This is a genomic window from Methylomonas sp. DH-1 (assembly GCF_046097555.1).
GTDB classification, from domain to species: Bacteria; Pseudomonadota; Gammaproteobacteria; order Methylococcales; family Methylomonadaceae; genus Methylomonas; species Methylomonas koyamae.
This window is the reverse complement of sequence record NZ_CP143089.1, coordinates 2,738,910-2,763,062: the sequence shown is the minus strand read 5'-3', so window position 1 is coordinate 2,763,062 and position 24,153 is coordinate 2,738,910. Positions and strand designations below refer to the sequence as shown.

Annotated in this window: 14 protein-coding genes; 8 read left to right on the top strand and 6 right to left on the bottom strand. The window is 62.6% G+C overall.

What is annotated here, in order from left to right; translation table 11 throughout:
- Window positions 1–49 precede the first annotated feature (49 nt).
- From VXJ35_RS12515 to VXJ35_RS12505, 3 genes are all read right to left on the bottom strand, one after another.
- Window positions 50–562, bottom strand: coding sequence for a hypothetical protein (locus tag VXJ35_RS12515; RefSeq protein WP_064021816.1), 513 nt, complete (start codon window positions 560–562; stop codon window positions 50–52).
- 127 nt (window positions 563–689) lie between these two features.
- Window positions 690–1,466: a hypothetical protein gene (locus VXJ35_RS12510; RefSeq protein ID WP_054763383.1), complete on the bottom strand. Its 777-nt coding sequence runs from the start codon at window positions 1,464–1,466 to the stop codon at window positions 690–692.
- A gap of 135 nt (window positions 1,467–1,601) precedes the next feature.
- Window positions 1,602–2,276: a hypothetical protein gene (locus VXJ35_RS12505; protein WP_064021815.1), complete on the bottom strand. Its 675-nt coding sequence runs from the start codon at window positions 2,274–2,276 to the stop codon at window positions 1,602–1,604.
- Window positions 2,277–2,642: 366 nt separating this feature from the next.
- Between VXJ35_RS12505 and VXJ35_RS12500 the strand changes: the two genes are divergently transcribed.
- From VXJ35_RS12500 to VXJ35_RS12490, 3 genes are read left to right on the top strand one after another with little or no spacing between them, the layout of a single operon-like run.
- Entirely contained in the window at window positions 2,643–3,065 is a 423-nt protein-coding gene (locus VXJ35_RS12500) for a hypothetical protein (RefSeq protein WP_064021814.1), read from the top strand.
- Window positions 3,066–3,076: 11 nt separating this feature from the next.
- Window positions 3,077–3,700, top strand: coding sequence for a hypothetical protein (locus tag VXJ35_RS12495; protein WP_064021813.1), 624 nt, complete (start codon window positions 3,077–3,079; stop codon window positions 3,698–3,700).
- A gap of 49 nt (window positions 3,701–3,749) precedes the next feature.
- The gene (locus tag VXJ35_RS12490) at window positions 3,750–4,283 is read left to right on the top strand and encodes an SRPBCC family protein (RefSeq protein ID WP_064021812.1); all 534 of its coding nucleotides are present in this window, start codon (window positions 3,750–3,752) and stop codon (window positions 4,281–4,283) included.
- Between the two features lie 94 nt (window positions 4,284–4,377).
- Here VXJ35_RS12490 and VXJ35_RS12485 read toward each other — a convergent pair whose 3' ends face one another.
- Together VXJ35_RS12485 and VXJ35_RS12480 are read right to left on the bottom strand one after the other, a co-directional pair.
- Window positions 4,378–4,635 (bottom strand): hypothetical protein, encoded by a 258-nt coding sequence (locus VXJ35_RS12485; protein ID WP_054763389.1) that lies wholly within the window; start codon window positions 4,633–4,635, stop codon window positions 4,378–4,380.
- A gap of 281 nt (window positions 4,636–4,916) precedes the next feature.
- Window positions 4,917–5,123: a hypothetical protein gene (locus VXJ35_RS12480; RefSeq protein ID WP_054763756.1), complete on the bottom strand. Its 207-nt coding sequence runs from the start codon at window positions 5,121–5,123 to the stop codon at window positions 4,917–4,919.
- 455 nt (window positions 5,124–5,578) lie between these two features.
- On the opposite strand from VXJ35_RS12480, the gene VXJ35_RS12475 reads away from it, so the two are divergent.
- The gene (locus VXJ35_RS12475) at window positions 5,579–5,986 is read left to right on the top strand and encodes a DUF2750 domain-containing protein (RefSeq protein WP_064021810.1); all 408 of its coding nucleotides are present in this window, start codon (window positions 5,579–5,581) and stop codon (window positions 5,984–5,986) included.
- A gap of 5 nt (window positions 5,987–5,991) precedes the next feature.
- Here the strand turns inward: VXJ35_RS12475 and VXJ35_RS12470 are convergent, their stop codons facing one another.
- On the bottom strand, window positions 5,992–6,360 hold the full coding sequence (locus tag VXJ35_RS12470) for a hypothetical protein (RefSeq protein ID WP_157198173.1): 369 nt from the start codon (window positions 6,358–6,360) through the stop codon (window positions 5,992–5,994).
- Here VXJ35_RS12470 and VXJ35_RS12465 point away from each other — a divergent pair.
- The 4 genes from VXJ35_RS12465 to VXJ35_RS12450 all read left to right on the top strand — a co-directional run bounded on the left by VXJ35_RS12465 (window position 6,344) and on the right by VXJ35_RS12450 (window position 24,119).
- A complete protein-coding gene (locus tag VXJ35_RS12465) occupies window positions 6,344–6,715 on the top strand; it encodes a hypothetical protein (protein ID WP_064021809.1) in 372 nt (123 codons plus the stop codon). The genes VXJ35_RS12470 and VXJ35_RS12465 overlap by 17 nt on opposite strands.
- Before the next feature lie 17 nt (window positions 6,716–6,732).
- Window positions 6,733–8,112 (top strand): amino acid permease, encoded by a 1,380-nt coding sequence (locus tag VXJ35_RS12460; protein ID WP_064021808.1) that lies wholly within the window; start codon window positions 6,733–6,735, stop codon window positions 8,110–8,112.
- Window positions 8,113–8,882: 770 nt separating this feature from the next.
- Window positions 8,883–19,997: a hybrid non-ribosomal peptide synthetase/type I polyketide synthase gene (locus VXJ35_RS12455; protein ID WP_064021807.1), complete on the top strand. Its 11,115-nt coding sequence runs from the start codon at window positions 8,883–8,885 to the stop codon at window positions 19,995–19,997.
- Window positions 19,998–20,024: 27 nt separating this feature from the next.
- On the top strand, window positions 20,025–24,119 hold the full coding sequence (locus tag VXJ35_RS12450; RefSeq protein WP_064021806.1) for a non-ribosomal peptide synthetase: 4,095 nt from the start codon (window positions 20,025–20,027) through the stop codon (window positions 24,117–24,119).
- Window positions 24,120–24,153: the final 34 nt, after the last annotated feature.

Sequence of the window (24,153 nt, the reverse complement as noted above, 5' to 3'; positions counted from 1 at the left end):
CTGGCATCGGACGGTAAACGGCGCATAGGCCGCGCTTTAGCGCGGCCGCTCAAAGGCGATCTATGATTTCGATACAACGCTGGAACGCACTCCGGATAATGAAGAAGGTCATCGCTAACGGAAACGATAGATAATGTTCCGGCAGCGCCAGACACACCAGCAGCAGCGCCGCAATCAAGCAGGGCGTGGCGCGGGACAGGTAAGTCTCGAAATAGCGGAAAGTTTCTTGCGATTCCCAATCGAAGCGCGGGCTGCGGTTGATAAATCCGAACAGCATCCAGGCGGCGAGCAGTGCGAAATAGACCGGAAACACGCTGAATTGCGGCGAACCTTCGCTGAATAGCGGCTTCCAGTAACCGTACCAGGCCCACAGGCAGGCGCGGGCGAAACCGTCGTGCCAGACCGCGCCGCTAAGCCGCTTCGAGCAGCCGCCCAGCAAGAATATCGCCGCGATCAGGGCTGCGGACATCCAAAAGGCGTCCAGGTTCAGAAACGGCAAGACCGGGTTTTGGGTTTCGATCAGTGTGGTAAGGATCAGGCAGCTGGCTATGAATACAGGCATCGGCGTCGTCCGGTCTAAGAGGATGCGACAGTCTGCCCTAAAATCGCGATTAACCCAAGATGCGCAACGCGGCATACCGGCCTTTGCCGGTACGCCGTTGCCGATCAAGCCCTGGTGTAACGCTCGCTCAGGCCCACATCGGTATATTGTTGCCGGCGCCGGCATTGCTGTCGGCCAAGCGTTCGGAATAGGCGTCGCCTTGGCGGAACACCCATTCGTCGACCGCGCCGAGTAAATGGAAGATAAAGCCGAAAGCGCCCAGATTCAGCGAATGCCCCGATTCATGTGCCATGTGCCAATCGCCGGAATTCATGTCGACGAAGGCGAAATTACCCATATTGAAGGCGGTGTCCCAGATGTTGAGGTTGCTGACCAGGCCGCCTTTGACGAAAATCGTGCCGGTCGGCCAATCGACGCGCAGGCCTTGCAATTTCAGATACTGCACTTGAAAACCGGTGACCGCGGCCAGCAACAGGCTGAACAACAGAAACAGCAAACCCAGCAACACGATGGGCCAGCTCATCGGCAGGCACCAGTTAGACCAGCCGATCAGTGCCTGGTACACCTCGAATTGGGAAATCCATTTGACGATCGCCAGCAGATTCAACCCGAAAAAACCGATTGCCACGCCCTGCGCCAAACCGGCATTGCCGGTCTGGCTCAGCAGTTCGAACAGGATCAGCCCGTTCAACGAGGCATTGCTGCCCACCAACATACCGCGCATGAATTCGGAAAAGCCGGTAGCGGCGGACACGGTCGTCGCGGCCAGAATGTAGAACAGCAGCATCGCCCCGGCATATACGCCGAAAGTGATGCCCATATTCTTCGCCAGGAAGAATATCAGAGCAAACAAGCCGACAGCCGTCAGGCCGCCCAGAATGACTATCCACGTTTTTATGGTCATGGCAATTCTCCTCATCAAGAATTAAACCGGCGATCCGACGGTGCCGAATCGCAGTGTCCGGGCCGGCGCTTGCCGAAATGGTATCCGGGCTGCGGCACCGGTTGTTTGGCGGCTGATTCGAGCCGTCGATTCTCCTTACTCCAATGTAACGGCTTTTGCAAACGCTTTTCTTTTTTGGAGGCCTAGCGCCGCCATCACGCCGGACAAAAACAGCCAAATACCGGCCGGCAGCGGCACGGCCGCGACCGAGTAGCTGACCACCGAGAACCGGATTTGGTCGTCGGCGAAATTAGCCAGATTCGGCACGTTGAAATCCAGCCAACGCCAGCCGGGGCCGTTAATCGCCGCCAACGACACTAAGGACCAATCGTGCAAATCCGGCGGCAGCGTATCGTGCCAGAGTTGGCCGGCAGCGTTGTCTTGGCGCAAACCGAACTGCATTGCCGGGTTGGATAGCCCGTTCCAATCGGTATTGGAAATACTAGAGCCGCCGACAATCAAACCGTCCGCCGCTAATGTGGCGGAGCCGTTTTGCTGGTCGTTTTGCACAAATAGGTTAACCGGCGCCGCCAAATGGGCGGTAAAGCCGTTGCCGAAGGCATGGCTGAACTGGCTGACGATGCCGGTGCCGACATCGTAAGTAAACGAACCCGCCAGCGTACTGCCGACATCGACGCCGTTACCGGCCAGCAAGGTGCCGATTTCGGTGACGGTGCCGGTGTAATCGACCCGTATCGACTGAGCCTGGCCGGACAGCGGCAACAACAGGCTGCTGCTGGCAATCAAAACATGGGCTAAAGTAAGTTGCATGGTAACTCCTATCGAAAGTGGCTTTGGATCGGCCTGTGGGCACCCTTAGCAGGTTGGTGAAAAACCATATTCTGGCCACTAATTTAGCTAGAAAAAGCCTTTATTTAGTACTGAATTAATCTTGTGGCACTAAATATAGGTCTGATTGGTTGAAAAAAAGAGTTTTTCACCAACCTGTTAGGCCCAATTACGGTTATGGCGCCGCCGCATGCCGATCGGCTGAATGGGTAGGAGTAATTTATCGGGCGCGGTACGGTTGAGCTGTGAGAAATTCCACTCAGCCGCGGTGGACTTGTCCGCATCGGACGCCGATTGCACCGGGTGCTTTGGCCGTTGATGCCAGTTACAAACGCAGATAGGGTTACGATGACGAAAAACATACCCGATAAGTTCGGGTCGGCAGTGTTGAACTTGCTGCTGCTTACAGCTTGCACGGCGGCCGTTCCGCCGCTCGACACTCCGACCGCTTTGCCGAACGGCCGGCTGACGCCGATTTTCGTGACCGCGGCCCGTCAGAAAGCGGAGGTTAAACCGGCGTTGGCAGCAGCCGGTTTCCGCGTTGTCGACGCATTGTCTGACGACGCACTGCTGCTGCGGGCGACGATAGGAATCGACCAAGGCGAGCAAGCCTGCGGCACGATGAATAATGTCCGGTTGCAATTGCGCCGGGAAAGCAACACTGTTGCGGAAGTTGCGGGTAAGGGTTGGACCGGGAGTTGCCAGCCTAATATACTCGACGAACTCAGCCGCAAGTTATGGCGGCAGCTTTTCGACCAACCGCTGCAATAGGAACCAGACCGATGTCATCGATATTTTGCCGTCCGCTTCGCGTTACCGTCGCCGCAATCTGCATTGGCTTGTCGGGCTGCGCTTACATCACCGAAGGCACCAAGCTGGGGCCGATTTCACCGCCGGCCAACCACATGAAGCCGATGGTGGAACATACCGTCGGGGATTTTGCCTTCACGCTGGAAGGCGGCAAGATGGCGACGTCCAATCTTGCCGGCACGCTGATTAACCAGAGCGTAATGGATGCCTGGCAGGACAAGGGCTACATTCGCGACCACGAAGCGGTGGAGCCCGGAGAGTTTACCGGTAAAGCCGATTACGAATTAACCCTGAGCGGTAGCCAATACGGCGATTCCAGCATCGGTATGCAGATTCTGAGTGGGCTGACGTTGACCCTAATCCCTTATACCGTCACGCAGAATTACGATATCCAATACACGCTGGCCGACGTCAAAACCGGTAAGAAATATACCGGTAGCATCGAAGAAGCCAACAAAGGCTACGTCGAACTATTCATGCTGTTTGCGTTGCCGTTTTCCAAGCAGAACCAAGATGCCATGTTCGAGCGGATCGGCGATCATCTGTACGACCAGCTTTACCGCAACGGCGCCTTTCAAGCGGCACCGGTCCGGTAATCGGTCGGCACCGGCCGTAATTTTTCAAGCAAACCCGGAGGTAAATGCCATGTTGGAAATCATCCTGCTCTTGGTCGCCGTAGCGTTGGCGGCATTCGCGGTGCTGGCCTGGCGCCAGCCGGACACGTTTAGCGTTAGCCGCTCGTTGGCGATGGCGGCGCCGGCATCGGCGGTGTTTGCCCAGGTCAACGATTTGCGCAAATGGGAGGCCTGGTCGCCCTGGGCCAAGCTGGATCCGAAGGCGCAAAACAGTTTCGAAGGGCCCGATGCCGGCGTCGGCGCGGTGATGCGTTGGTCGGGCAACAACCAGGTCGGGCAGGGCAGTATGGCCATCGTCGACAGCCGGCCGGACAGCTTCATCCGCTTTAGCCTGGAGTTCCTAAAGCCGTTCAAAGCCAGTAACGTCGCCGAATTCAGCTTCGCCGAGGCCGGCAGCGAAACCGTGGTGACTTGGACCATGTCCGGGCGCAATAATGTTGTCGGTAAGGCGATGAGCGTACTGATGAATTGCGACAACATGGTCGGCGGCCAATTCGAACAGGGTTTGGCGGCAATCAAGCGTATCGTCGAAGCTGGCGCCTGATACTGCGGGGGCGGGTTTTGCGGTAGTGCCCAAGCCTGGGCCTGGGCACGTGGGGTTGGAAGCCGGGCTTCCGCTTAGTTAAGCCTGGCCTGAGCTAGCTCGCCAGGCTGTCGGCCTCGAGCGATACGTCTTCCAGAAAGCTCAAACAACCCAGTTCTCTGGCGAATTCCTGAATTTCGCCAGCCATGTGAAAGTTCAAGATCGCGTTCGTTTTCAGATCGACAACCGCGTATTCGACGAGTGGATTGTCGCTTTTTAACCTTGGCTGGTATTTTAGTAATTTCTTCGATTCCTTAGCCAACTTCCGATTGATCCTGGCGGTCAGTGCCCGAATTGAAACCAATTTTTTCATGCTCAATCTCCTTAGGTTGTTAGGAGGGCTGAGTATAGTCCCGCTGGCCGCGAATTACACGCACCGATCGCAGCCGCGGCCGAACGCGCTACCGAGCCGGCTCGGCCGCCGGCGCCTCGCACTTTCCCGCCGCCGCTCCGGCAGCAATCCCGGTTCCAGTTAGCCGGGGTGCGAAAAAACCGAAATGCCGGCCGGACACCCGCGTCCGCGGCCTGGTTCGCTAGCCCGAGCCGGCTAGCCAACGTGGATTCCGGCACAGCGGAATCCGTTAGCGGGTGCGATCAAGCGATGTGGCAGGAGGTCGCACACTGCGGGCAGCCGTTAACTTGGCGGAACGATTCGGCGGCTTTTTTGACTGCGCTGGCGCAACTGGCGATGGAACCTAAATAGCGGATGCCGTCCTTGGCCGGCAACAGCGAACAAGCCGCGTTGTGAACCAGGTGATCTCCGTTTGCTTGGGCGTTAATTTCGACGTAAAACTCGGCCATGGTCTGTACCTCGTAAAGGATAGGTTTGTCGGGATCGGCTCGAGCGCCCGGCTACCGTTCTCGCAGCGGTAATTCTTTGAAATTAAACTGGAAAATGAAAGCAGGGCCAACCTCGGGCTCGATTGTGCCCGAGCAATCGGCATGCCACATTTCAGGGCGGTGTGGCCGGGGCGGTTGCGGCGCAACGGCGGTTTCGCCGGCGCAACGCCGGAAATTCGCGGCCTGCCGCGCCGTCGGCGCCGGGTGGTCATGGCTGTTGTGGTTCGCGGTTGCCGGAGCCAATCGGCGGCCTTGGCTTGTCGCATAACCGACAAAATTGCTGGGTTTTGTCGTTTGCCGCGGCAGCGCCGATTCGATGCGGCGTTTGCCACGCCACCCGGTCCGCGCAAACCGGGTGGCGTGGCATGGTGCGGTTTTTGCTGCATGCTTTCCATCCGCCACAGAGGAAAATTGCCATGCGCTACCAGCCCCATCGAGATGAAATTGCCGCCGTCCCGGAAATGTCCGACGACGAGCGGTTGGAGTACTTTTTGTACCGCGTGTTCGAGACCGACGAAGTTTGGTGTCTGAAAGATGCCGGGCAACCGGTCATACGCGACGTTGCCGGCCGGGAAACGCTGCCGGTCTGGCCCTACAAAATATTTGCCGAGGCCGCCGCCACCGGCGATTGGGAAGGGCTGCAGCCGGTGCCGGAATCGGTGGATTATTTCACCTACCAGACCCTGAACCGCGCCGCCGGCCAGGAGGTGACGCTGGAAATCATGCCGCGCGGTTCGGTGCCGGGGTGTTTGATCGCGCCGCAGCGCCTGTTCGGCATGCTGGAAAACATGATGGAGTCGCGCGATTACACGGTCGGCGACTGAGCCGGTTATCGAACCCGAACCGCCGGCAACGCCAGTGGCGGCGGTCCGTCGATAAAAGCGTGAACGGATAATGCCGAAGCGGTATAAATAGGGCTTTCGGCCATTTCTGATTTGTGCTTATGCAAGAGCTTATCTACGACGTCAACAGTCTGCTGATCGCACTGGCGCTGTTTTTCTCGATGTTGTTGGCGATAGAGATCGGCTACCGTTTGGGCCGGCGCATCATGCCGACAATGCACGACGACTTCAAGGCCCACGTTAACGCGACCTCGGCCTCGTTGCTCGGCATTCCGGCCTTGTTGCCGGGTTTTACCTTTTCGCTGTCCTTGCAGCGTTGCGATAGCCGCCGCGAGGCGCTTGGTCGACGAGGCCAACGCCAGCGCACCGAGCCCGGTTGCCACCGGCCTGTTCATTCCGGCGTTGCACGATCCGATCGACAATTTCGGCAAGCGCGATGCCGAAATGAACCGGCACGTACCGGAGTTCATGCGGTTGTTGTTGTATATTACCTTTCTGATGACCGGCGCCGTCGTCGGTTACGCCACCGGCCTGGCCGGGCACCGGGCGTCTTTCGTCACCCATATTATGGTCGGCTTGATCGTGGTCCTGGTGTTCATCATCCTCGATCCGGATCGGCCGCACTGCGGCTCGATTCGGGTCAATCAAGATAGTTCGACCGGGTTGCAGGCCTTCATGCGCGACCCGGTTACAAACGCAGGCAGCAATTGAGCGAAGGGGTTAGAGCCATGGACCCGCACGATACCGATACAGCCGACCGTGTCAGGCCCGGCCGGCTGGCGCCCAGCTTGCACTGGTTTCATTTGGTCGCGCTCGGCGTCGGCGCCATCGTCGGTACCGGCATTCTGACCTTGATCGGGGTCGGTGCCGGCAAGGCCGGGCCGGCCGTGGTCGTGTCGTTTGTATTCGCCGGCCTGGTCTGCGCCTGCGCCGCGTTGGCGTATGCGGAAATGGCGACCGCGATTCCGCAGGCCGGCGGCGCCTATACCTACGCCAGGGTCATGCTCGGCGAGCGGATCGCCTGGCTGGTAGGTTGGAGCCTGATTTTGGAATATTCGCTGGTGGTCAGCGCCGTTGCCGTGGGTTGGTCGGGTTATGCCGCACCGTTGTTGCACGAGATGTGGGGCATGCCGATGCGTTGGATGCAAGCTCCCGACGCCGGCGGCGCGCTCAACCTGCCGGCCGTAGCCATCATCGCCGCGGTGGCGGCGGCTTTGGTTTACGGCACGCGGGAAAGCGCGACTTTCAACGCGCTGTTGGTCGGCTTGAAATTAATCGCGTTGCTGCTGTTCGTCGTACTGGCGGCGCGCGAGTTCGATCCGCACAATCTGCAACCCTTCATGCCGTTCGGTTTTGCCAAACAAACCGGTGCCGATGGCGTCGAGCGCGGGGTAATGGTGGCCGCCGCCATCATTTTTTTTGCATTCTACGGCTTCGATACGATTGCTACCGCAGCCGAGGAAGCCCACTATCCGGAACGGGATCTGGCGATAGGGATCGTCGGCTCGATGCTGGTCTGCGTGGCGATTTATCTTGCCGTGGCGCTGGCCGCGTTGGGCGCGCTGAGTTACGCGCGGTTTGCCGCCAGTCCGGAACCGTTGGCCTTGGTGCTGCGCGAACTGGGCCAGCCGTTGGCGGCGCGGTTTCTGGGCTTGTCGGCCGTGGTCGCGTTACCGACCGTGATCCTGGCGTTTTTTTACGGCCAGAGCCGGATTTTCTATGCGCTGGCGCGGGACGGCCTTTTACCCGCCGCGCTGGCCAAAATCTCCCGGCGCGGCACGCCGGCCGGCGCCACGGCGTTTACCGCGCTGCTGGTCGGAGCGATTGCCGGGACGTTTCCGTTAGCCGAAATCGCGGCATTGGCCAATGCCGGAACCTTGCTGGCGTTTAGCGCGGTCGCCGCCAGCATGCTGATCGCCCGCCGGCAAGGTCCGCCGCCGCCGGGCCGCTTCGGCGCGCCGTTGCCCTGGCTGACCGGCCCGGTCGCCATTCTGGGCTGCGGCTATCTGTTCGTCAGCCTGCCTTGGCAAACCCAAGCCTATTTCCTGATCTGGAATGCATTGGGCGGTGTGGTGTACTGGATTGCCGCCAAACGCCGCCGATCTTGAATCTGCCTTAACCGGCGCCAGCCGTCCGGCTTTCCCTCGTTCCCACGCTCCGGCGCACCCGGTAGGGCATAAACGGGAATGCATACCGGCCTCCTCAGTAAAGTCCGTGATAGACAAGTGCCGTCATGCCCGCAGGACGCGGGCATCCAGTGCCACGGACGCTAGCTACTAGCGATCCTACCCGCCTGGAATCCGTGCCGGAATGACGGTTGCCTGGTTCCCACGCTCCGGCGTCGGAACGCCTAACGCTCTCGGCAACGTCCGTATTGCCACGAAACACCTTGGCAACCGCTTAACTTCCCTATTCCCCTTAACGCCATCGCCGGGCCGGCTGCTGTGAACCGGGCAATCGCCTTTCGGCCAGACTCCGGCGCCGATTTATTTTCAAGTTTAACTGAGCCGTAACATACCTCCCTTATTCTTTATCGCATTATTTGTATAAGGTGCCGCCAACGTCGTTAAACAGTCGATAAATTGCACGAAAAATTCGCCAATTTAACTGAACGTGCCGGATTTTTGCGGTGCTGGGGCGGTTCCTGTCCCATTATCTAGGCCGCTAGCCAAGCGGAGCCTATGGTACGGCCTGTTTATGCCGTCAGCGGATATGTCTGTGAAAAATTTCACGAACTTTTGGATAAGTCCGTTACTGATTCGAAGTTCCAAAAAAAATATCGTAACGCTGCATCGGCGAACGATGAATTTGTTAGGCAAACCACCCCGATCCGAAACGAAGCAATTCCTGAAGAGTAAAACCCGTGAGTAGCGATTCAATGAAAGCTGTGCCGGCTAACGAGCAAAACAAAGCAGATTCGAGCGGAGCCGGAGCGCCGATTGCCGATTTGATGGGCTTGCTGGAGTATCGCGCCGAGACTCAGCCCGATTTTCCGATTTACCGTTACCTGCGCGACGGCGAGGACGTGGCGGAAACGCTGTCGTTTGCTGAGGTTGCGTTAAAGGCAAAAACCGTGGCCGCGGCCTTGCAAGGCATTGCCGCCGCGGGCGAGCGGGTCATGCTGCTGTATTTGCCGGGTATCGAATTCGTCACCTCTTACTTCGGTTGCGTTTACGCCAAGAACATCGCGATTCCGTTGCCGCCGCCGCGCCAATCGCGGATGCTGCAAACCTTGGAAAAAGTTCTGGAAATCGCCCGTTCGGCCCAGCCGGTTGCGGTTCTGACCACCCAGGCCGTCAAGGAAAAGGCCGAAGAACATTTCGCCAGCTTGCCCGAGTTCGCGGCGATGCGCTGGCTGGCGACCGACACGCTGGACGCCGAGCTGGCCGCCGACTGGCGCCAACCGCACATCGCCGCGGACGATATCGCCTTCCTGCAATACACCTCGGGTTCGACCTCGTTGCCGAAGGGCGTGATCCTGACCCACGCCAACCTGATGCATAACATGCGCTACTTCGACCAAAGCGGGATTCATAATAAAGAGTCCCGGCTGTTGACCTGGTTGCCGCCGTTTCACGACTTGGGCCTGATATATGGCCTGCTGACGCCGGTCTATTGCGGCATGGCCTGTTACATCCTGCCCAACGCTGCCTTCGTGCAACGCCCGGCGCGCTGGCTGGAAGCGATCAGCCGCTTCGGCATCACTCATACGATGGGGCCGAACTTTGCCTTCGACCTGTGCCTGCACGGCGTCGGCGACGAGCAATTGGCCGGTCTGGACTTAAGCCGGTGGCAACACGCGTTGAACGGCGCCGAGCCGGTGCGGATGCAGACCATGCGCGCCTTCGCCGAGCGTTTCGCCGCGGCGGGTTTCGATTTGCGCGTATTCAGCCCCAGTTGGGGACTGGCCGAAGCGGCCTGCATCGTTACCGGTCTGCACTATGCCGGCAGCGGCCAGCGGCGGCGGCAGCGGCCGGCGCCGCAAGAAGTCTGGGTACTCGCGGCCGAATTGCAACGCAACCGCCTGGTATTCGCCAGCCCGGACGATCCGGCGGCTATGTCGCTGGCCGGTAGCGGCTATCCCATCGCCGATACCGAATTACTGATCGTCGATCCCGAGATCTTGGCGCCTTGCCCGGCCGACCGGGTCGGCGAAGTCTGGGTGCGTAACGGTGCGGTGTCGCCGGGCTATTGGCAAAACCCGGAACAGACCCAGGCCACTTTTCACGCCTGCGTGGCCGGCGACCCATCCGGCAAGCGCTGGATGCGCACCGGCGACCTGGGCTTTTTATACGACGGCCAACTTTATATTACCGGTCGCTTTAAGGACGTCATCATCGTCCGCGGTCAAAACCATTATCCGCAGGACATCGAATGGACGGTGGACAAGGCCCACCCGCTATTGAAGATGGGCGGTGCCGCGGCTTTCACCGTTACGGCCGACGCCGAGGAACGCCTGGTCGTCGTCGCCGAAACCTCGCGCCGTTTCAAAGCCGAACAGCATGCAGCGGAATTGTTCGCGGCGATCCGCAAGGCAGTAGCCGACGGCCACGAACTGCAAACCGCCGCCATCGTGCTGTTGCGGGAAAGTGCGATTCCGAAAACCACCAGCGGCAAAATCCAGCGCGCGGCGACTAAACGTGGCTTTCTACAACAGAGCCTGGCGCCGTTGGCGCAGTGGATCAACCGCAATCTGGAACGGCAACTGGCGCCAGACGAACCCGCTGCTGCCGCAGCCCGGCCCGATAGCGAAGCGGTATGCAACTGGTTGCGGCGGCGGGTCGCCGAAATTGCCGGGTTGGACCTAGCAGAAATCGGTTGCGATGCTGCGTTCGGCGAGTTCGGTTTGGACTCGAATGTATCGGTGCGCCTGACCGACGAGTTGGCAAAAGCCTTCGGTTTCGGCTCGCTGCCGGCCAATTTGTTGTTCGACTATCCCAGCATCAATCGGGTCGCGGACTATTTATGCCGTGGCGAAGATGCCGCGGTGGCTGCCGGCGCCGATGCGGAGCCGGAGACGGACATTGCGGTGGTCGGCATGGCCTGCCGCTTTCCCGGCGCCGATGGCACCGCGGCATTCTGGGACTTGCTGAGTTCCGGAACCAGCGCGGTGCGGCCGTTGCCGGCGGAGCGCAAGGCCTTGCTGGCCGGCTTGGCGGACGACGTCGACGCATTGGGTGTCGCCGGCTGGTTGGACGGCATCGACTTGTTCGATCCGGCACCGTTCCATATCTCGCCGAAAGAGGCGGCGATTCTCGATCCGCAGCAACGCCTGCTGTTGACTGCGGCCTGGTCGGCGTTGGAGCAGGCCGGCATTAGCCGCGAAGAATTGGCCGGTTCCGCCACCGGCGTGTTCATCGGCATCAGCGGTTCGGAATATGCTCAACTGGCCTGGCACAGCGCCAGCGGCCGAGACGGCCATGCCGGCACCGGTACCGCATCGAGCATCGCCGCGAACCGGCTGTCTTATTTTCTGGATTTGCGCGGCCCCAGTCTGGCAGTGGACACCGCCTGTTCTTCGTCGCTGGTTGCGGTGCATCTGGCTTGCCGCAGCCTGCTGGCCGGCGAATGCGACACAGCGTTGGTCGGCGGCGTCAATCTGCTGTTGAATCCGGCCTTAACGCGGGCACTGGCTAAGGCCGGCATGCTGTCGGCCAGCGCCGCTTGCCACAGTTTCGACGCCGCAGCCGACGGTTACGTGCGCGGCGAAGGCGTCGGCCTGGTGGTGTTGCGCCGCGCCGCGCTGGCCGCCGAGCGCGCTAATCCGCTGTTGGCTTTGATCGCCGGCAGCGCAATCAACCAGGACGGCCATAGTTTCGGGCTGACCGCTCCCAACGGCGTCGCCCAACGCGCCTTGTTGCGCCAAGCTTACGCCGCCGCCAAACTCGCGCCGGGCGCAGTCGATTATCTGGAAGCGCACGGCACCGGCACCGCCTTGGGCGATCCGATAGAAGCCGGCGCATTGGCGGAAGTGCTGGGCGCCGGCCGCGAGCGCCCCTGCCTGCTCGGCTCGGTCAAGGCCAATATCGGCCACCTCGAGGCTGCGGCCGGTATCGCCGGCCTAATCAAGGCCGTGTTGTGCCTGCAACACAATGCGGTACCGCCGTTGGCCGGTTTCCGCGGGTTGAATCCGCATATCCGCTTCGATCCGCACGCGCTGGAGATCAATACCCAACTGCGCCGCTTCTCCGCCGAGCGGCCGTTACGCCATGTCGGCGTCACGTCGATGGGTTTCGGCGGCACCAACGCCCATGTCGTATTGCGCCGGGCGGATAGCGCCGCCGTCGCGGCTGCCGCGCCGCAACGCTCGCATTACGCCTTACTGTTATCGGCCGAGCGTCCCACGGATTTGGCGCCGCTCGCCGCGGGTTATCTCGATGTTCTGCAATCGCACCCCAAGCAATGGGCCAGCCTGTGCTACCGGGCCAATGCCGGCCGCAGCGGCTTAGCGTACCGCACCGCTTTACATGCCGCCGACGCCGGCGAAATGCTGGCCGGATTGGCGCGGCTGGCGCAAGGCACAGCAGCGGCAACCGCCTCGGTCGCCGGCACGCCGAAACCGCTGGCATTTCTGTTCACCGGCCAGGGTAGCCAATATCCCGGCATGGCCCGCGATTTGTACGCCCACGCCCCGCGGTTCCGCGCCACGGTCGACGAATGCGATTTGTTGCTGAGCGGGGCCGGCATGGCGCCGGTAGCGCCGCTGCTGTACGGCTCCGACGCGTTGGACGGCGACAGACTGGCCGAAACCGCAACCGCGCAACCGGCGTTGTTCGTGGTCGGCTACGCCCTGGCCCGCTATTTCGAAAGCTGCGGCTTGGCCCCGGCCGTCGTCGTCGGCCACAGTCTGGGCGAGTACGTCGCCGCCTGCTTTGCCGGCGCGATGTCGTTGGCCGACGCGCTGCGCCTGGTCGTGTTGCGCGCCCAATTGATGCAACGTTGTTCCGACCGGGGCGGCATGGTGGCGATGCTGGCGGACAAAGCCGCCGCGCTGGACTTGATCGGCGCCGATTCGGCACTGGCGTTGGCGGCCGACAACGGCCCGACCCAAGTGACGGTGTCCGGCCCGCACCAATCGTTGGCGGCATTGGCCGAACGCGCCAAGGCTGCCGGTATCGCCGTGCTGCCGCTGAAGGTGAAACGCGCCTTCCACAGTGCCGACATGGAGCCGATACTCGCCGAATTCCGCGCCGTCGCCGCCCAAGTGGCCTGGCAGCCGCCGCGTCTGCCGTTAATCGGCAACCTGACCGCCGCGGCGGTGGACCGCTTCGACGCCGACTACTGGGTCGAACATTTACGCCGCCCGGTGCGCTTTCGCGAATGCATCGCCGCCGCCGAGGCGCTCGGCGCCGGGATGTTTCTGGAGATCGGCGCCCAGCCGGCTTTGACGGCGATGCTGCGCCGTTTCGATCCGGCGCCGGCCGCGATAGCCAGCCTGGATGGGCAACGCCCGGACTGGCTGGCGGTCAATTCGGCAATGGCCGAACTTTGGCGCGCCGGCCACCGCGTCGATTTCCGTAAGGCTTGGGCCGGCGAAACTTTCGACCGCGTCGAACTGCCCGGCTATCCGTTTCAACCCAGCCGTTTTTGGCTCGAACCCACCACCAGGAAACCCATGACGACCGCGACCGCCACTAACCCGACCGGCGAACTTGCCCGTTTGCTTGCTCCCTTGCTGAAATGCGTACCCGAAGACATAGCTGCCAGCCGCTCGTTCCTGGAACTGGGCGCCGATTCTTTGGTGTTAGTGGAATTTCTGCGCCAGGTGCAAGGCCGTTACGGCGTGCAAGTCGCGATGCACAGTTTGTTCGAGGACTTGCGCGACCTCAGCGCGCTGGCCGCCTGGCTAGCGGAGCAGGGCGCCGACTTCGGCGATAGTCCGGCGGCGGCAGACAGCGTCGAGCCGCAGGTCGCCGGCTGGTTGCAACAGCAACTCGGCCTATTGTTGAAACGTCCGGCCGCCGAACTCGACCCGCGGCGCAGTTTCCTGGAATTGGGCGCCGACTCGCTGGTGTTGACCGAACTGCTGCGGCTGATCGGCGAACGCTACGCCGTCGATATCGGCATGGCGCGCTTGTTCGCCGAGCTGTCCAGCATCGAAAGCTTGGCCCCGGCTATCGCCGCCGTCAGCCCGAAACTGGAAACCGCGCCCGCCGCCGCGCAGCCGGCTGCGGCCGCTCGCGTGGCTCAGCCCTTGCCGGCCGCCGCACCAAATGCCGTTGCGTCCAGCGAATTGCAAGGCCTGCTGGCACGGCAATTGGACGCCTTCAACCAATTGGTGCAAGGCCAGCTCGGCTTGTTGCACGGCGCTGCCGCGCCGCTGGCGCTGGAACCGGCAGCACCGGCAGCGAGTCCGGCGCCGGCCGCAGTTCAGCCGTTAACGGCAGCAATACCGTTGCCGACCGCCGCCAAGGCCGCGGCCGGCGGTCTGAACCCGGCGCAACAGCAACACCTGAGCGAGCTGGCTGCGGCCTACCAAGCCAAACATGCCGCCTCGAAACGTTACGCCGAAACCTACCGCGAGGTATTCGCCGATTACCGCAGTTCGCTCGGCTTTCGCCAGGCCACCAAAGAAATGATTTTCCCGCTGGTGGTCAATACCGCTGCCGGTTCCCGGATCTACGATTTGGACGGTAACGAGCTGATCGATCTGACCATGGCCTTCGGTTCCAGTCTGCTCGGCTACAACCCGGATTTGATCAAACAAGCCTTGTCGGCCCAGCTCGAACAGGGTATCCAGGTCGGGCCGAAAAGCCCGTTGGTCGGCGAGGCGGCGCAATTGGTGCGGGACCTGACCGGCTGCGAGCGGGTCGCCTTCGCCAACTCCGGCACCGAAGCGGTGATGACGGCGGTGCGCATGGCGCGCGCCGTCACCGGCCGGACCCGCATCGTCCGTTTCGCCGGCTCCTACCATGGTCATTCGGATACCATGCTGGTCAAAGCCGGAGGCGAGGGCGGCAGCGGTTTGCCGATTGCGCCCGGCGTGCCGCTGTCGGTGGCGCAGGATGCCATCGTGCTGGCCTACGGCGACGATGCCTCGCTGGAAACGATACGGCGCCATGCCAGCGAACTGGCCGCAATCGTGGTCGAACCGGTGCAAAGCCGGCGCCCCGGCCTGCAACCGCGCGAATTTCTGCATAGTCTGCGGGAAATCGCCAGCGCCGCCGGTTGCGCGTTGATATTCGACGAAATCATCACCGGTTTCCGTTTGGCGCCGGGCGGCGCTCAGGAATACTTCGGCGTCCGCGCCGATCTGGTGACCTACGGCAAAGTCGCCGGCGGCGGCATGCCGCTCGGCATCGTCGCCGGCAACGCCCGTTTCATGAACGCTATCGACGGCGGCCCCTGGCAATTCGGCGACGCCTCTTATCCGGCAGCCACCGCGACCTTTTTCGCCGGCACCTTCAGCGGCCATCCGCTGACCATGGCGGCCTCGGTCGCGGTATTGCGCCACTTGCGCGATGCCGGTCCGGCCTTGCAGGCCGGCATCACCGCCAAGACTGCGCGCTTGGTGCGGGAACTGAACGACTATTTCGCCGCCGAGGGCTTTGCCATTCGGGTCAACCATGCCGGATCGTTGTTCCGTTTCGTGTTTTTCGACAATTACAGCGTCGAATTCCAACCCATCGAAGCCAATCTGTTTTTCTACCAGATGACGCTACGCGGCGTGTACATCTGGGAAGGCCACACCTGCTTCCTCAGCAGCGCCCACAGCGAGGCCGACGTCGATGCCATCGTCCGTGCCGGCCGCGAATCGGCCCAGGCTATGCGCCAGGGCGGATTCTTTCCACCGGCCGGCGGATTGCCGCCGCAACCCGGCCAAGCCAAGGCCGATGCCGCGGCGGCGGCGCAGGCACTGAACGCCTTGGCTACTGCGCTGGCGGCGCAGACCTTGCAGGACTTGCAGGTATTGCCGGCCCAGGTCGGCGGTTTGTGCAACGTCGATAAAGCCGCGGCCGCAATCGGAGTGGCGCCGAATCGCCACCGCCTGTTCGGCCGCTTGTTCGCGCTGCTGGCCGAGGCCGGCTGGCTGCGCGCCGCCGGCGACGATTGGGAGCTGCGGCAATCGGCGCCGAGTACGACCGCGAATCTGGAACGCGAGGCGCGCAGTTCGGCCGACGCCGCAGCGGTCGACTTATTGCTGCATTGCGCCGCGGCCTTGCCGGAGGTTTTGCGCGGCCGCAGCGATGCGGCGCAAGTGCTGTTCGGCGGCGAAAACTATGCCTTATTGCAGCGGCTGTACCGCCACGCTCCCGGCGCCGCAGCGGCCAACCAGGCTCTGGCGCGCGCCGCATCGGCCGCCGTCGCCAATGTCTCCGGCAAAGCCGCAGTATTGGAGGTCGGCGCCGGCACCGGCTCGGCCACCGCGCAACTGTTGCCCGATCTGAGCCGGCAGCAACTGCGCTATGTATTTACCGATCTCTCCAGCGCCTTCCTGCACCGGGCCGAACGCGAATTCGCGGCTTATCCGCAAGTCGAATACGCGACGCTGGACATCGAACGCGATCCGCTACAGCAAGGCTTTTCCGCGCAATCCTTCGATTTGATCGTCGCCTCCAACGTACTGCACGCCACCGCCGACCTGAGCCGAAGCTTACGCCATCTGCACAGCCTGCTGGCGCCGCACGGCCGCTTGCTGTTGCTGGAATGCGTCGGCCGCCAACCCTGGCTGGATCTGATCTTCGGCCTGACCGACGGCTGGTGGGCTTTCGCCGACGCCGAACTGCGCGCCGACTATCCGCTGCTGTCCGCCGCGGCCTGGACCGACCTGCTGCAACGCTGCGGCTTTACCGAGGCGGCCGCCGAAGTCCATGCCGGTTACCAGGCCGTCGTCACCGCGGCAACTGCGCCGGCCGCGGCCGCATTGCCGCTGAATAGCGCGCAGCAGGACATCCTGGTGCACCTGGAGTTGAGCGAGGAGGTGCATGCGGCTTACAACGAACTGGTGTTGTTCGAGCTGGCCGGAACCCCGGACCGCGCCAAACTGCAGCAGGCCTTTCGCGCCGTGTTGGCACGGCACGATTCGTTGCGCGCCGCGTTGAGCGAGGACCGCAAGCAGATTCTGATCGCTGCGGATGCGGACGCCACGCTGGCCGAAGCCGATTTCGCCGATTTGCCGGCGGCACTGGCCGAAGCCAAGGCGCGGGAGTGGGTGTTGGCGCGCAGTGCCGAACCGTTCGACCTGACCCGGCCGCCGCTGGTGAAAGCCTTTCTGGCGCGCCTGGCCGACGACCGCTATTGGTTGCTGTTCCTGGCCCACCACATGATTATCGACGGCATTTCCTACGGCTTGCTGATCCAGGAAGTCGTGGCGTATTACCGCCATCTGCGCGAAGGTTCGGCGTTGGCCTTGCCCAAACCGGTCACGCTGGCCGAAGCCAACCGCCGGCTTGCCGCGCAGCGGTCGCAGGACCGCGAGTTCTGGTTGCAACAGTTCGGCCAAGGGGTGCCGGCGCTGGATTTGCCGACCGACTATCCGCGGCCGTTGGAACAACGTTTCGCCGCGCAGCGCTGCTGTCTGGCCCTGGATAGCGGCGTCGCCGCAGCGTTGAAAGACCTGAGCCAACGCAGCAATGCGACGCCGTTCATGGTGATGCTGGCGGTATACCGCTTGCTGCTGAATCGATTGAGCGGCCAGCAGCGTTCGGTGGTCGGCGTGCCGGTGTCGATGCACGGCGACCGGCCCGGCGAAAGTTTTATAGGCTTCGGCGTCAACGTCTTGCCTATCGTCGGTAGCAGCGACAGCCGGCTTACTTTCGCCGACTATCTGCAGCAGGCCAAACAGGAGTTTTTGCAAGCCTTCGAGCATCGGGCTTTTCCGTTCGCCGAATTGGTGCGTGCGGTCAACCCGGAACGCGATCCGAGCCGGCCGGCGCTGGTCAGCGCAGTGTTCAACTACGAGGCAGTCGGCTCGCTGGCCGGCGGCGGTTTGCGCTGCACGCCGCTGGTGCCGCCCAGCGCGCATACCAAATACGAATTGACCTTGGACGTGGTGGCCGATGTCAGCCAAACCGTGCTGGTACTGACCGCCAACAGCGCGCTGTTCAGCGCCGAGACCGCAGAACGCCTGCTGGCCCGTTACGCCAAGCTGCTGGCGCAACTGGCATCCAAGCCGGAAACCCGCCTCGGCAGCATCGACCTGTTGCTCGACGCCGAGCGCGCCAGCCTGGGGATGAATCCGATCAAGCCTTACCACAACCGCTGCCTGCACGATCTGGTCGCAGACCAGGTTGGGCGCAGTCCGGATCGGGCCGCATTGCGCTGGCACGATAGTGAGTTGAGCTACCGGGAACTGGATGCCAAGGCCAACCGGCTGGCGCATCTGCTGCAAGGCCAGGGCGTCGGCGTGGAAGATCGGGTGGCGGTGTGCCTGGCGCGCGGCCCGGAGTTGGTGGTGGCCCTGCTGGCGGTGTTGAAAGCCGGCGCCTGCTACGTGCCGGTCGATCCGAATTATCCGGCCGAACGCCGCGAAGCGATTTTGGGCTGCGCCCAGGCCAAATTGCTGATCGCCGACGGCAACAAAATAACGGCGGCGGCCGAAGCCCCTGTGTTGAGCCCGGCCGATCCGCGCCTGGCGGAATGCCCGGACACGGCGCCGGACAGCGCGGTGCGCCCGGAACATCTGGCTTACATCATTTTCACCTCCGGCTCCACCGGCACGCCCAAAGGCGTGGCAATCGAACACCGCAACGCCGCGTCGATGATCGCATGGGCGGCGCAGGAATTCGAATTGGCGGCCGGCGACGGCATGTTGGCCTCGACTTCGGTGTGTTTCGACCTGTCGGTTTACGAAATCTTTTATCCGCTGGCGCACGGCGCCAAGGTGGTCATCGTCGATAACATCCTGCATCTGCCGGAACTGGCGCGGCAGGACGATATCGCCGTGATCAACACGGTGCCGTCGGCGATGGAAGAAATCTTGCGCCAACGGGCGGTGCCGGCCTCGGTGCGCTACATCAATCTGGCCGGAGAGGCGCTGCCGCTGGCCCTGGTGCAAGGCATCCAGCAGCACTATCCCGGCGTCGCGGTCTACAACCTGTACGGCCCGTCGGAAGATACCACCTACAGCACTTTTGTCCGTTTCCCGGACCGGTTCCAGGGGCCGGTCACGGTGGGCCGGCCGATAGCCGGCAGCCAGCTTTACCTGTTGGACGCCGATCTGAATCCGGTGCCGGCCGGTAGCAAAGGCGAGATTTATCTGGCCGGCAACGGTTTGTGCCGGGGCTATTTCGGCAATGCCGCCGCGACCGCAGCGGCCTTCCTGCCGGATCCGTTTTCGGGCGTGGCCGGCGGCCGCATGTACCGCACCGGCGACCTGGGCCGAATGACGGCGGATGGCATGGTCGAATACCTGGGCCGCTCCGATTATCAAGTCAAGATTCGCGGCCACCGCATCGAGCTGGGCGAAATCGAAACCGTACTGGCGCAAGTACCGGGCGTACAGCGCGCCATCGTTGTCGCCGACGGCGAAGCCGGCCGCCAACGCCTACTGGCGTTCTACACCGGCGCCGGCGAGTTGCAGGACGCCTTGAAGCAAGCCGCCGCGGCCAAGCTGCCGCAGTTCATGCTGCCCAGCGTCTGGACCCAACTGGCTGAATTTCCGCTGAGCCCGAACGGCAAGATCGACCGCCGCCAACTGGCGCAACTGGCACATAGCCTGGAACAGGCCGAGGCCTCGGCGGATGCGGAATTGCCGCGCAATGCGCTGGAAAGCGAAATCGCCGCAATCTGGGCCGAGCACCTGCAATTGGAGCGCATCCATATCGGCGACGACTTCTTTGCCCTGGGCGGCCATTCGCTGCTGGCCACGCAAATTCTGTACGAAATTAACCGCCGCCACGGCTGCCGTTTGCGGCTGACCGACATCATGAAACATCCGACCGTGGCCGAACTGGCGGAGTGCGTGTTGGAACAGGCGCTGCAGGATTCGCCGGAACTGCAGGAACTGCTGGCGGAACTGGCGCGCGACGGCGCCGAATTGGCCGCGTCCTAAGCGCTAGGCTTAATTGGAGACAACGAGATGGCAAACACGCAAACACTGATCGCCGAACTGAGCAACGAACAACGCCAGCGCCTGATGGCCAGGTTGCAACAACGCTCGCAGAACGACAGGACGGCGGCGCAAACCGAGTTCTACGTGCCGAAACTGCAACCGATGGGCGAGGCCCGCTTCGAACCGTTTCCGCTGACCGACATCCAGCAGGCTTACTGGGTGGGGCGGCAGGCGGCCTTCGATCTGGGCAATATCGCCGCCCACGGCTATATGGAAGTGGATTGCCGCGGTTTGGATTTGGCCCGGCTGGAAACGGCTTTCAACCGCTTGATCCAACGCCACGACATGCTGCGCGCCGTGGTCAATCCCGACGGCCGCCAACAGATTTTAAAAACGGTCCCCGACTACCGCTTCGATGTGCTGGACGCCAGTGCAGCGGGGGAGGAGAGCGACGCTAGCCTCGAGCAAGTACGCCGGGAAATGTCGCACCAGGTGCTGGATACCGCGGTGTGGCCGCTGTTCGACATCCGCGCCAGCCTATTGGCGGACGGCGTGGTGCGGCTGCATCTGAGCATAGACGTATTGATTTTCGATGCGTTGAGCTTCGACATCCTCAGCGAGGAATGGCGCCGGCTGTACCGGGGCGAGGACCTGCCGCCGCTGCAATTGTCCTACGCCGATTACGTGCACGGCCTGAGCTTGATGAAGGACACCGACGCCTACCGCGAGTCCTGCGCTTATTGGCGCGAAAAAATCAAAGACCTGCCTCCCGGCCCGGATTTCGCGTTGGCCGTGGCGCCGGAAAGCATCGCCCGCCCCGAGTTTAGAAGGCTGTCAGCCAGCCTCGACGCTGAACGTTGGGGTCAAATCAAAAGCCGGGCCCAACGCCTGGGCGTGACGCCGTCGGCGGTGTTGCTGGCCGCATACGGCGCCGTGGTCGCCCGCTGGAGCAGCCGCAAACGCTTTACCCTGAACCTGACGCTGTTCAACCGCTTGCCGTTTCACCCGCAAGTCAACGCACTGGTCGGCGACTTTACCTCGGTGGTGTTGCTGGAGCTGGATTATTCCAAGCCGGCCAGCTTCGCCGAGCGGGTCAAGTCGGTGCAGGCCCAGTTATGGCGCGACATGGACCACCGCTACGTCAGCGGCGTGCAAGTGTTACGGGAATTGACCGAACAGCGCCGCGATGCCAATGCCTCGTTGTTTCCGGTGGTGTTCACCAGCGCGATCAAACCGAATCCGGCCGACGACAGCCCGGCGGCGATGGCCTGGCTGGGCGATGTGCATTACACCATCACCCAGACGCCGCAGGTGTGGCTGGACCACCAAGTCACCGAAGACGCCGGCAAACTGGAATACGATTGGGACTCGGTGACCGGTTTGTTCCCGGACGGCTTTCTGGAAGCGATGTTCGACGCCTACCGGCAACTGGTGGCCGGTCTGGCCCACGACGACGTGCTGTGGCAACGGCCGGAACTGGATCTGTTGCCGCGCGAGCAGCGGCAACTGCTGGCCGAGGCCAACGCTACCGCGGCGCCGGTGCCGGCCGGTTTGCTGCACGAACCCTTCGTGCGCCAGGCCCACGCAACTCCGGAGCGGATCGCGGTCATCGATGCCGAAGCCGAACTCAGTTACGGCGAGTTATACCGCTTGGCCAATCTGCTGGCTCAGCGCTTGTGGCGGAGCGGCGCCGGCAGCGGCGAACTGGTCGGCATTCTGTTGCCGAAAGGCCGCTGGCAGGTCGTCGCCGCGCTGGGCATCCTCGAAGCCGGCGGCGCTTACATGCCGATAGAGCCAAGCTACGGCCAGGACCGCATCGCCCAAATCCTAGCGTTGTCCGGCGTCAAGCGGGTGGTGGCGGCCGATGCCGCCGCCGCATTGCGCTTGCCGGCCGGGACCGAAGTGCTGCCGGTCGCCGAATTGGCCGGGTCCGCGCTGCCGGTCAAAGCTTTGCCCACGCTGCGGCGGCCGACCGATTTGGCCTACGTGATTTATACCTCCGGCTCCACCGGCACGCCGAAAGGGGTCATGATCGACCATCGCGGCGCCTTGAACACCTGCGTCGATGTCAACCAACGCTTCGCGGTCGGCCCGGACGACCGGGTGCTGGGTTTGTCGGCACTGAATTTCGACTTGTCGGTTTACGACATTTTCGGCGTGCTCGGCGCCGGCGGCGCCCTGGTGTTGCCGGATGCCGACAAACAGCGCGACCCCGGCCATTGGGACGAGATGGTGCAACGCCACGGCGTTACGCTGTGGAACACCGTGCCGGCGCTGATGGACATTTACACCACCTACCTGGACGAAGTGGCGCGGCAGCCGAACCATAGCCTGCGCCTGGTCATGATGAGCGGCGACTGGATTCCGTTGCCGCTGCCGCAGGCGATTCGGCGCAGTTGCCCCAACGCGCAGCAGTTCAGCTTGGGCGGCGCCACCGAAGCCTCGATCTGGTCCATCGTCTATCCGATCGGCGAGATCAGCCCGCAATGGCGCAGCATCCCCTACGGCAAGGCCATGCTGAATCAAAGCTTTCAGGTATTGGACGAGCAGATGCAATCCTGCCCGGTCTGGGTGCCGGGCGAGCTTTACATCGGCGGTATCGGCGTGGCGATGGGCTATTGGCGCGATGCCGAGCGGACCGCGGCCCAATTCGTCAGCCATCCGCGCAGCGGCGAAAAACTGTACCGGACCGGCGATCTGGGCCGGTTGCTGCCTTGCGGCAACATCGAATTTCTCGGCCGCAAGGATTTTCAAGTCAAGATCAACGGTTTCCGGGTCGAGTTGGGCGAAGTCGAAATCAATATGGCGCGCTTCCCCGGCGTTAAAGCCGCGGTCTGCGCCGTCAGCGGCGACAGCGGCCGCGCCCGGCAGTTGATCGCTTATTACGTGCGCGATGCCGACCAGCCGGCCGCCAAAGCCGAGGACAACGCAAAAATCCGCTTTCGCCTGTCGCAGCCCGGCCTGCGCCGTTTCGGCGCCGACAGCGAGGCGACCGCGCTGGCCAGCGATGCCGCTCTGGCAGCGGAAAGCTACCGCCGCCGTTCGCAGCGGCTGTATCCGGATACGGCAGTCGATCTCGACAGCCTGGGCCGGCTATTGAGCCACTTGCGCCGCAATCCGCAGGCGGCCAGCCCCAAATACCGTTACGGTTCGGCCGGCTCGCTGTATCCGGTGCAGCTTTATCTGTACGCGGTGCCGGGCCGGATCGCCGGTCTGGCCGGCGGCATGCACTACTACGACCCGGACCAGCATCGGCTGGTGCGTTTGCCCGGCAGCGGCCGGATCGACGCCGGCTACTACGGCAGTTGGAACGCGGCCATGGTCGACAGCGCCGCCTTCCATCTGTTTCTGGTCGCTAATCTGGAGGCGATAGAACCGCTGTACGGCGCCGATGCCATGCACTTGTGCCGAATCGAGAGCGGCCTGATCACGCAAATTCTGGAACAGGAAGCGCACCGCTTCGGTTTGGCCACCTGCCAACTCGGCGGTTTCGATTTCGAACGCGCCAAGCCGCTGTTCTGCCTGGACCAGCGTTCGGCTTATCTGCATGCGCTGGTTGGCGGCGTCGAACTGAGCGACGCCGAACTGCGCGAACTGCAACTGGAACAAGCCCGTTTCGACCATTCCGACGCCGGTTTCGAAAGCCGGCTGCGGGACTATCTGAGCCAAAAACTGCCGGATTACATGGTGCCATCTGTGTTTTGCCGCTTGGCAGAGCTGCCGCTGTCGGCCAACGGCAAACTCGACCGCAAAGCCTTGCCGCAGCCGCGCAAGGAAACCGAAACCGTCGCGGCCGCGGCAGTAACCGATTCCGAATTGGCCCGGCAAATCCGCGAGGTGTGGCGCGAGGTATTGAACGTCGACAGCGTCGGCCCCAGCGACAACTTCTTCGATTTGGGCGGCACCTCGGTGGACATGATCAAGATCCATACCCGGCTGCGGCCCTTGCTGAGCAAGGACGTGCCGTTGCTGGACATGTTCTTCGTCTATCCGACCATCGCCGCGCTGGTCGACTACCTGCAACCGAAACCAGCGGACGCGCCGGCGGCCGCAGCAACCGGAGCCAGCGCGCGCCGGGAGCGGGCCGGCCGGGCGCCGCGCCGCCGCAGCGGCACCGACTAACGCCGGCTTAAGCCGCCGCCAACCTTATCGAAAC

Coding starts and splice junctions, on each gene's coding strand:
- VXJ35_RS12515 (WP_064021816.1), bottom strand. CDS start 562: ATGCCTGTATTCATAGCCAGCTGCCTGATCCTTACCACACTGATCGAA.
- VXJ35_RS12510 (WP_054763383.1), bottom strand. CDS start 1,466: ATGACCATAAAAACGTGGATAGTCATTCTGGGCGGCCTGACGGCTGTC.
- VXJ35_RS12505 (WP_064021815.1), bottom strand. CDS start 2,276: ATGCAACTTACTTTAGCCCATGTTTTGATTGCCAGCAGCAGCCTGTTG.
- VXJ35_RS12500 (WP_064021814.1), top strand. CDS start 2,643: ATGACGAAAAACATACCCGATAAGTTCGGGTCGGCAGTGTTGAACTTG.
- VXJ35_RS12495 (WP_064021813.1), top strand. CDS start 3,077: ATGTCATCGATATTTTGCCGTCCGCTTCGCGTTACCGTCGCCGCAATC.
- VXJ35_RS12490 (WP_064021812.1), top strand. CDS start 3,750: ATGTTGGAAATCATCCTGCTCTTGGTCGCCGTAGCGTTGGCGGCATTC.
- VXJ35_RS12485 (WP_054763389.1), bottom strand. CDS start 4,635: ATGAAAAAATTGGTTTCAATTCGGGCACTGACCGCCAGGATCAATCGG.
- VXJ35_RS12480 (WP_054763756.1), bottom strand. CDS start 5,123: ATGGCCGAGTTTTACGTCGAAATTAACGCCCAAGCAAACGGAGATCAC.
- VXJ35_RS12475 (WP_064021810.1), top strand. CDS start 5,579: ATGCGCTACCAGCCCCATCGAGATGAAATTGCCGCCGTCCCGGAAATG.
- VXJ35_RS12460 (WP_064021808.1), top strand. CDS start 6,733: ATGGACCCGCACGATACCGATACAGCCGACCGTGTCAGGCCCGGCCGG.
- VXJ35_RS12455 (WP_064021807.1), top strand. CDS start 8,883: ATGAAAGCTGTGCCGGCTAACGAGCAAAACAAAGCAGATTCGAGCGGA.
- VXJ35_RS12450 (WP_064021806.1), top strand. CDS start 20,025: ATGGCAAACACGCAAACACTGATCGCCGAACTGAGCAACGAACAACGC.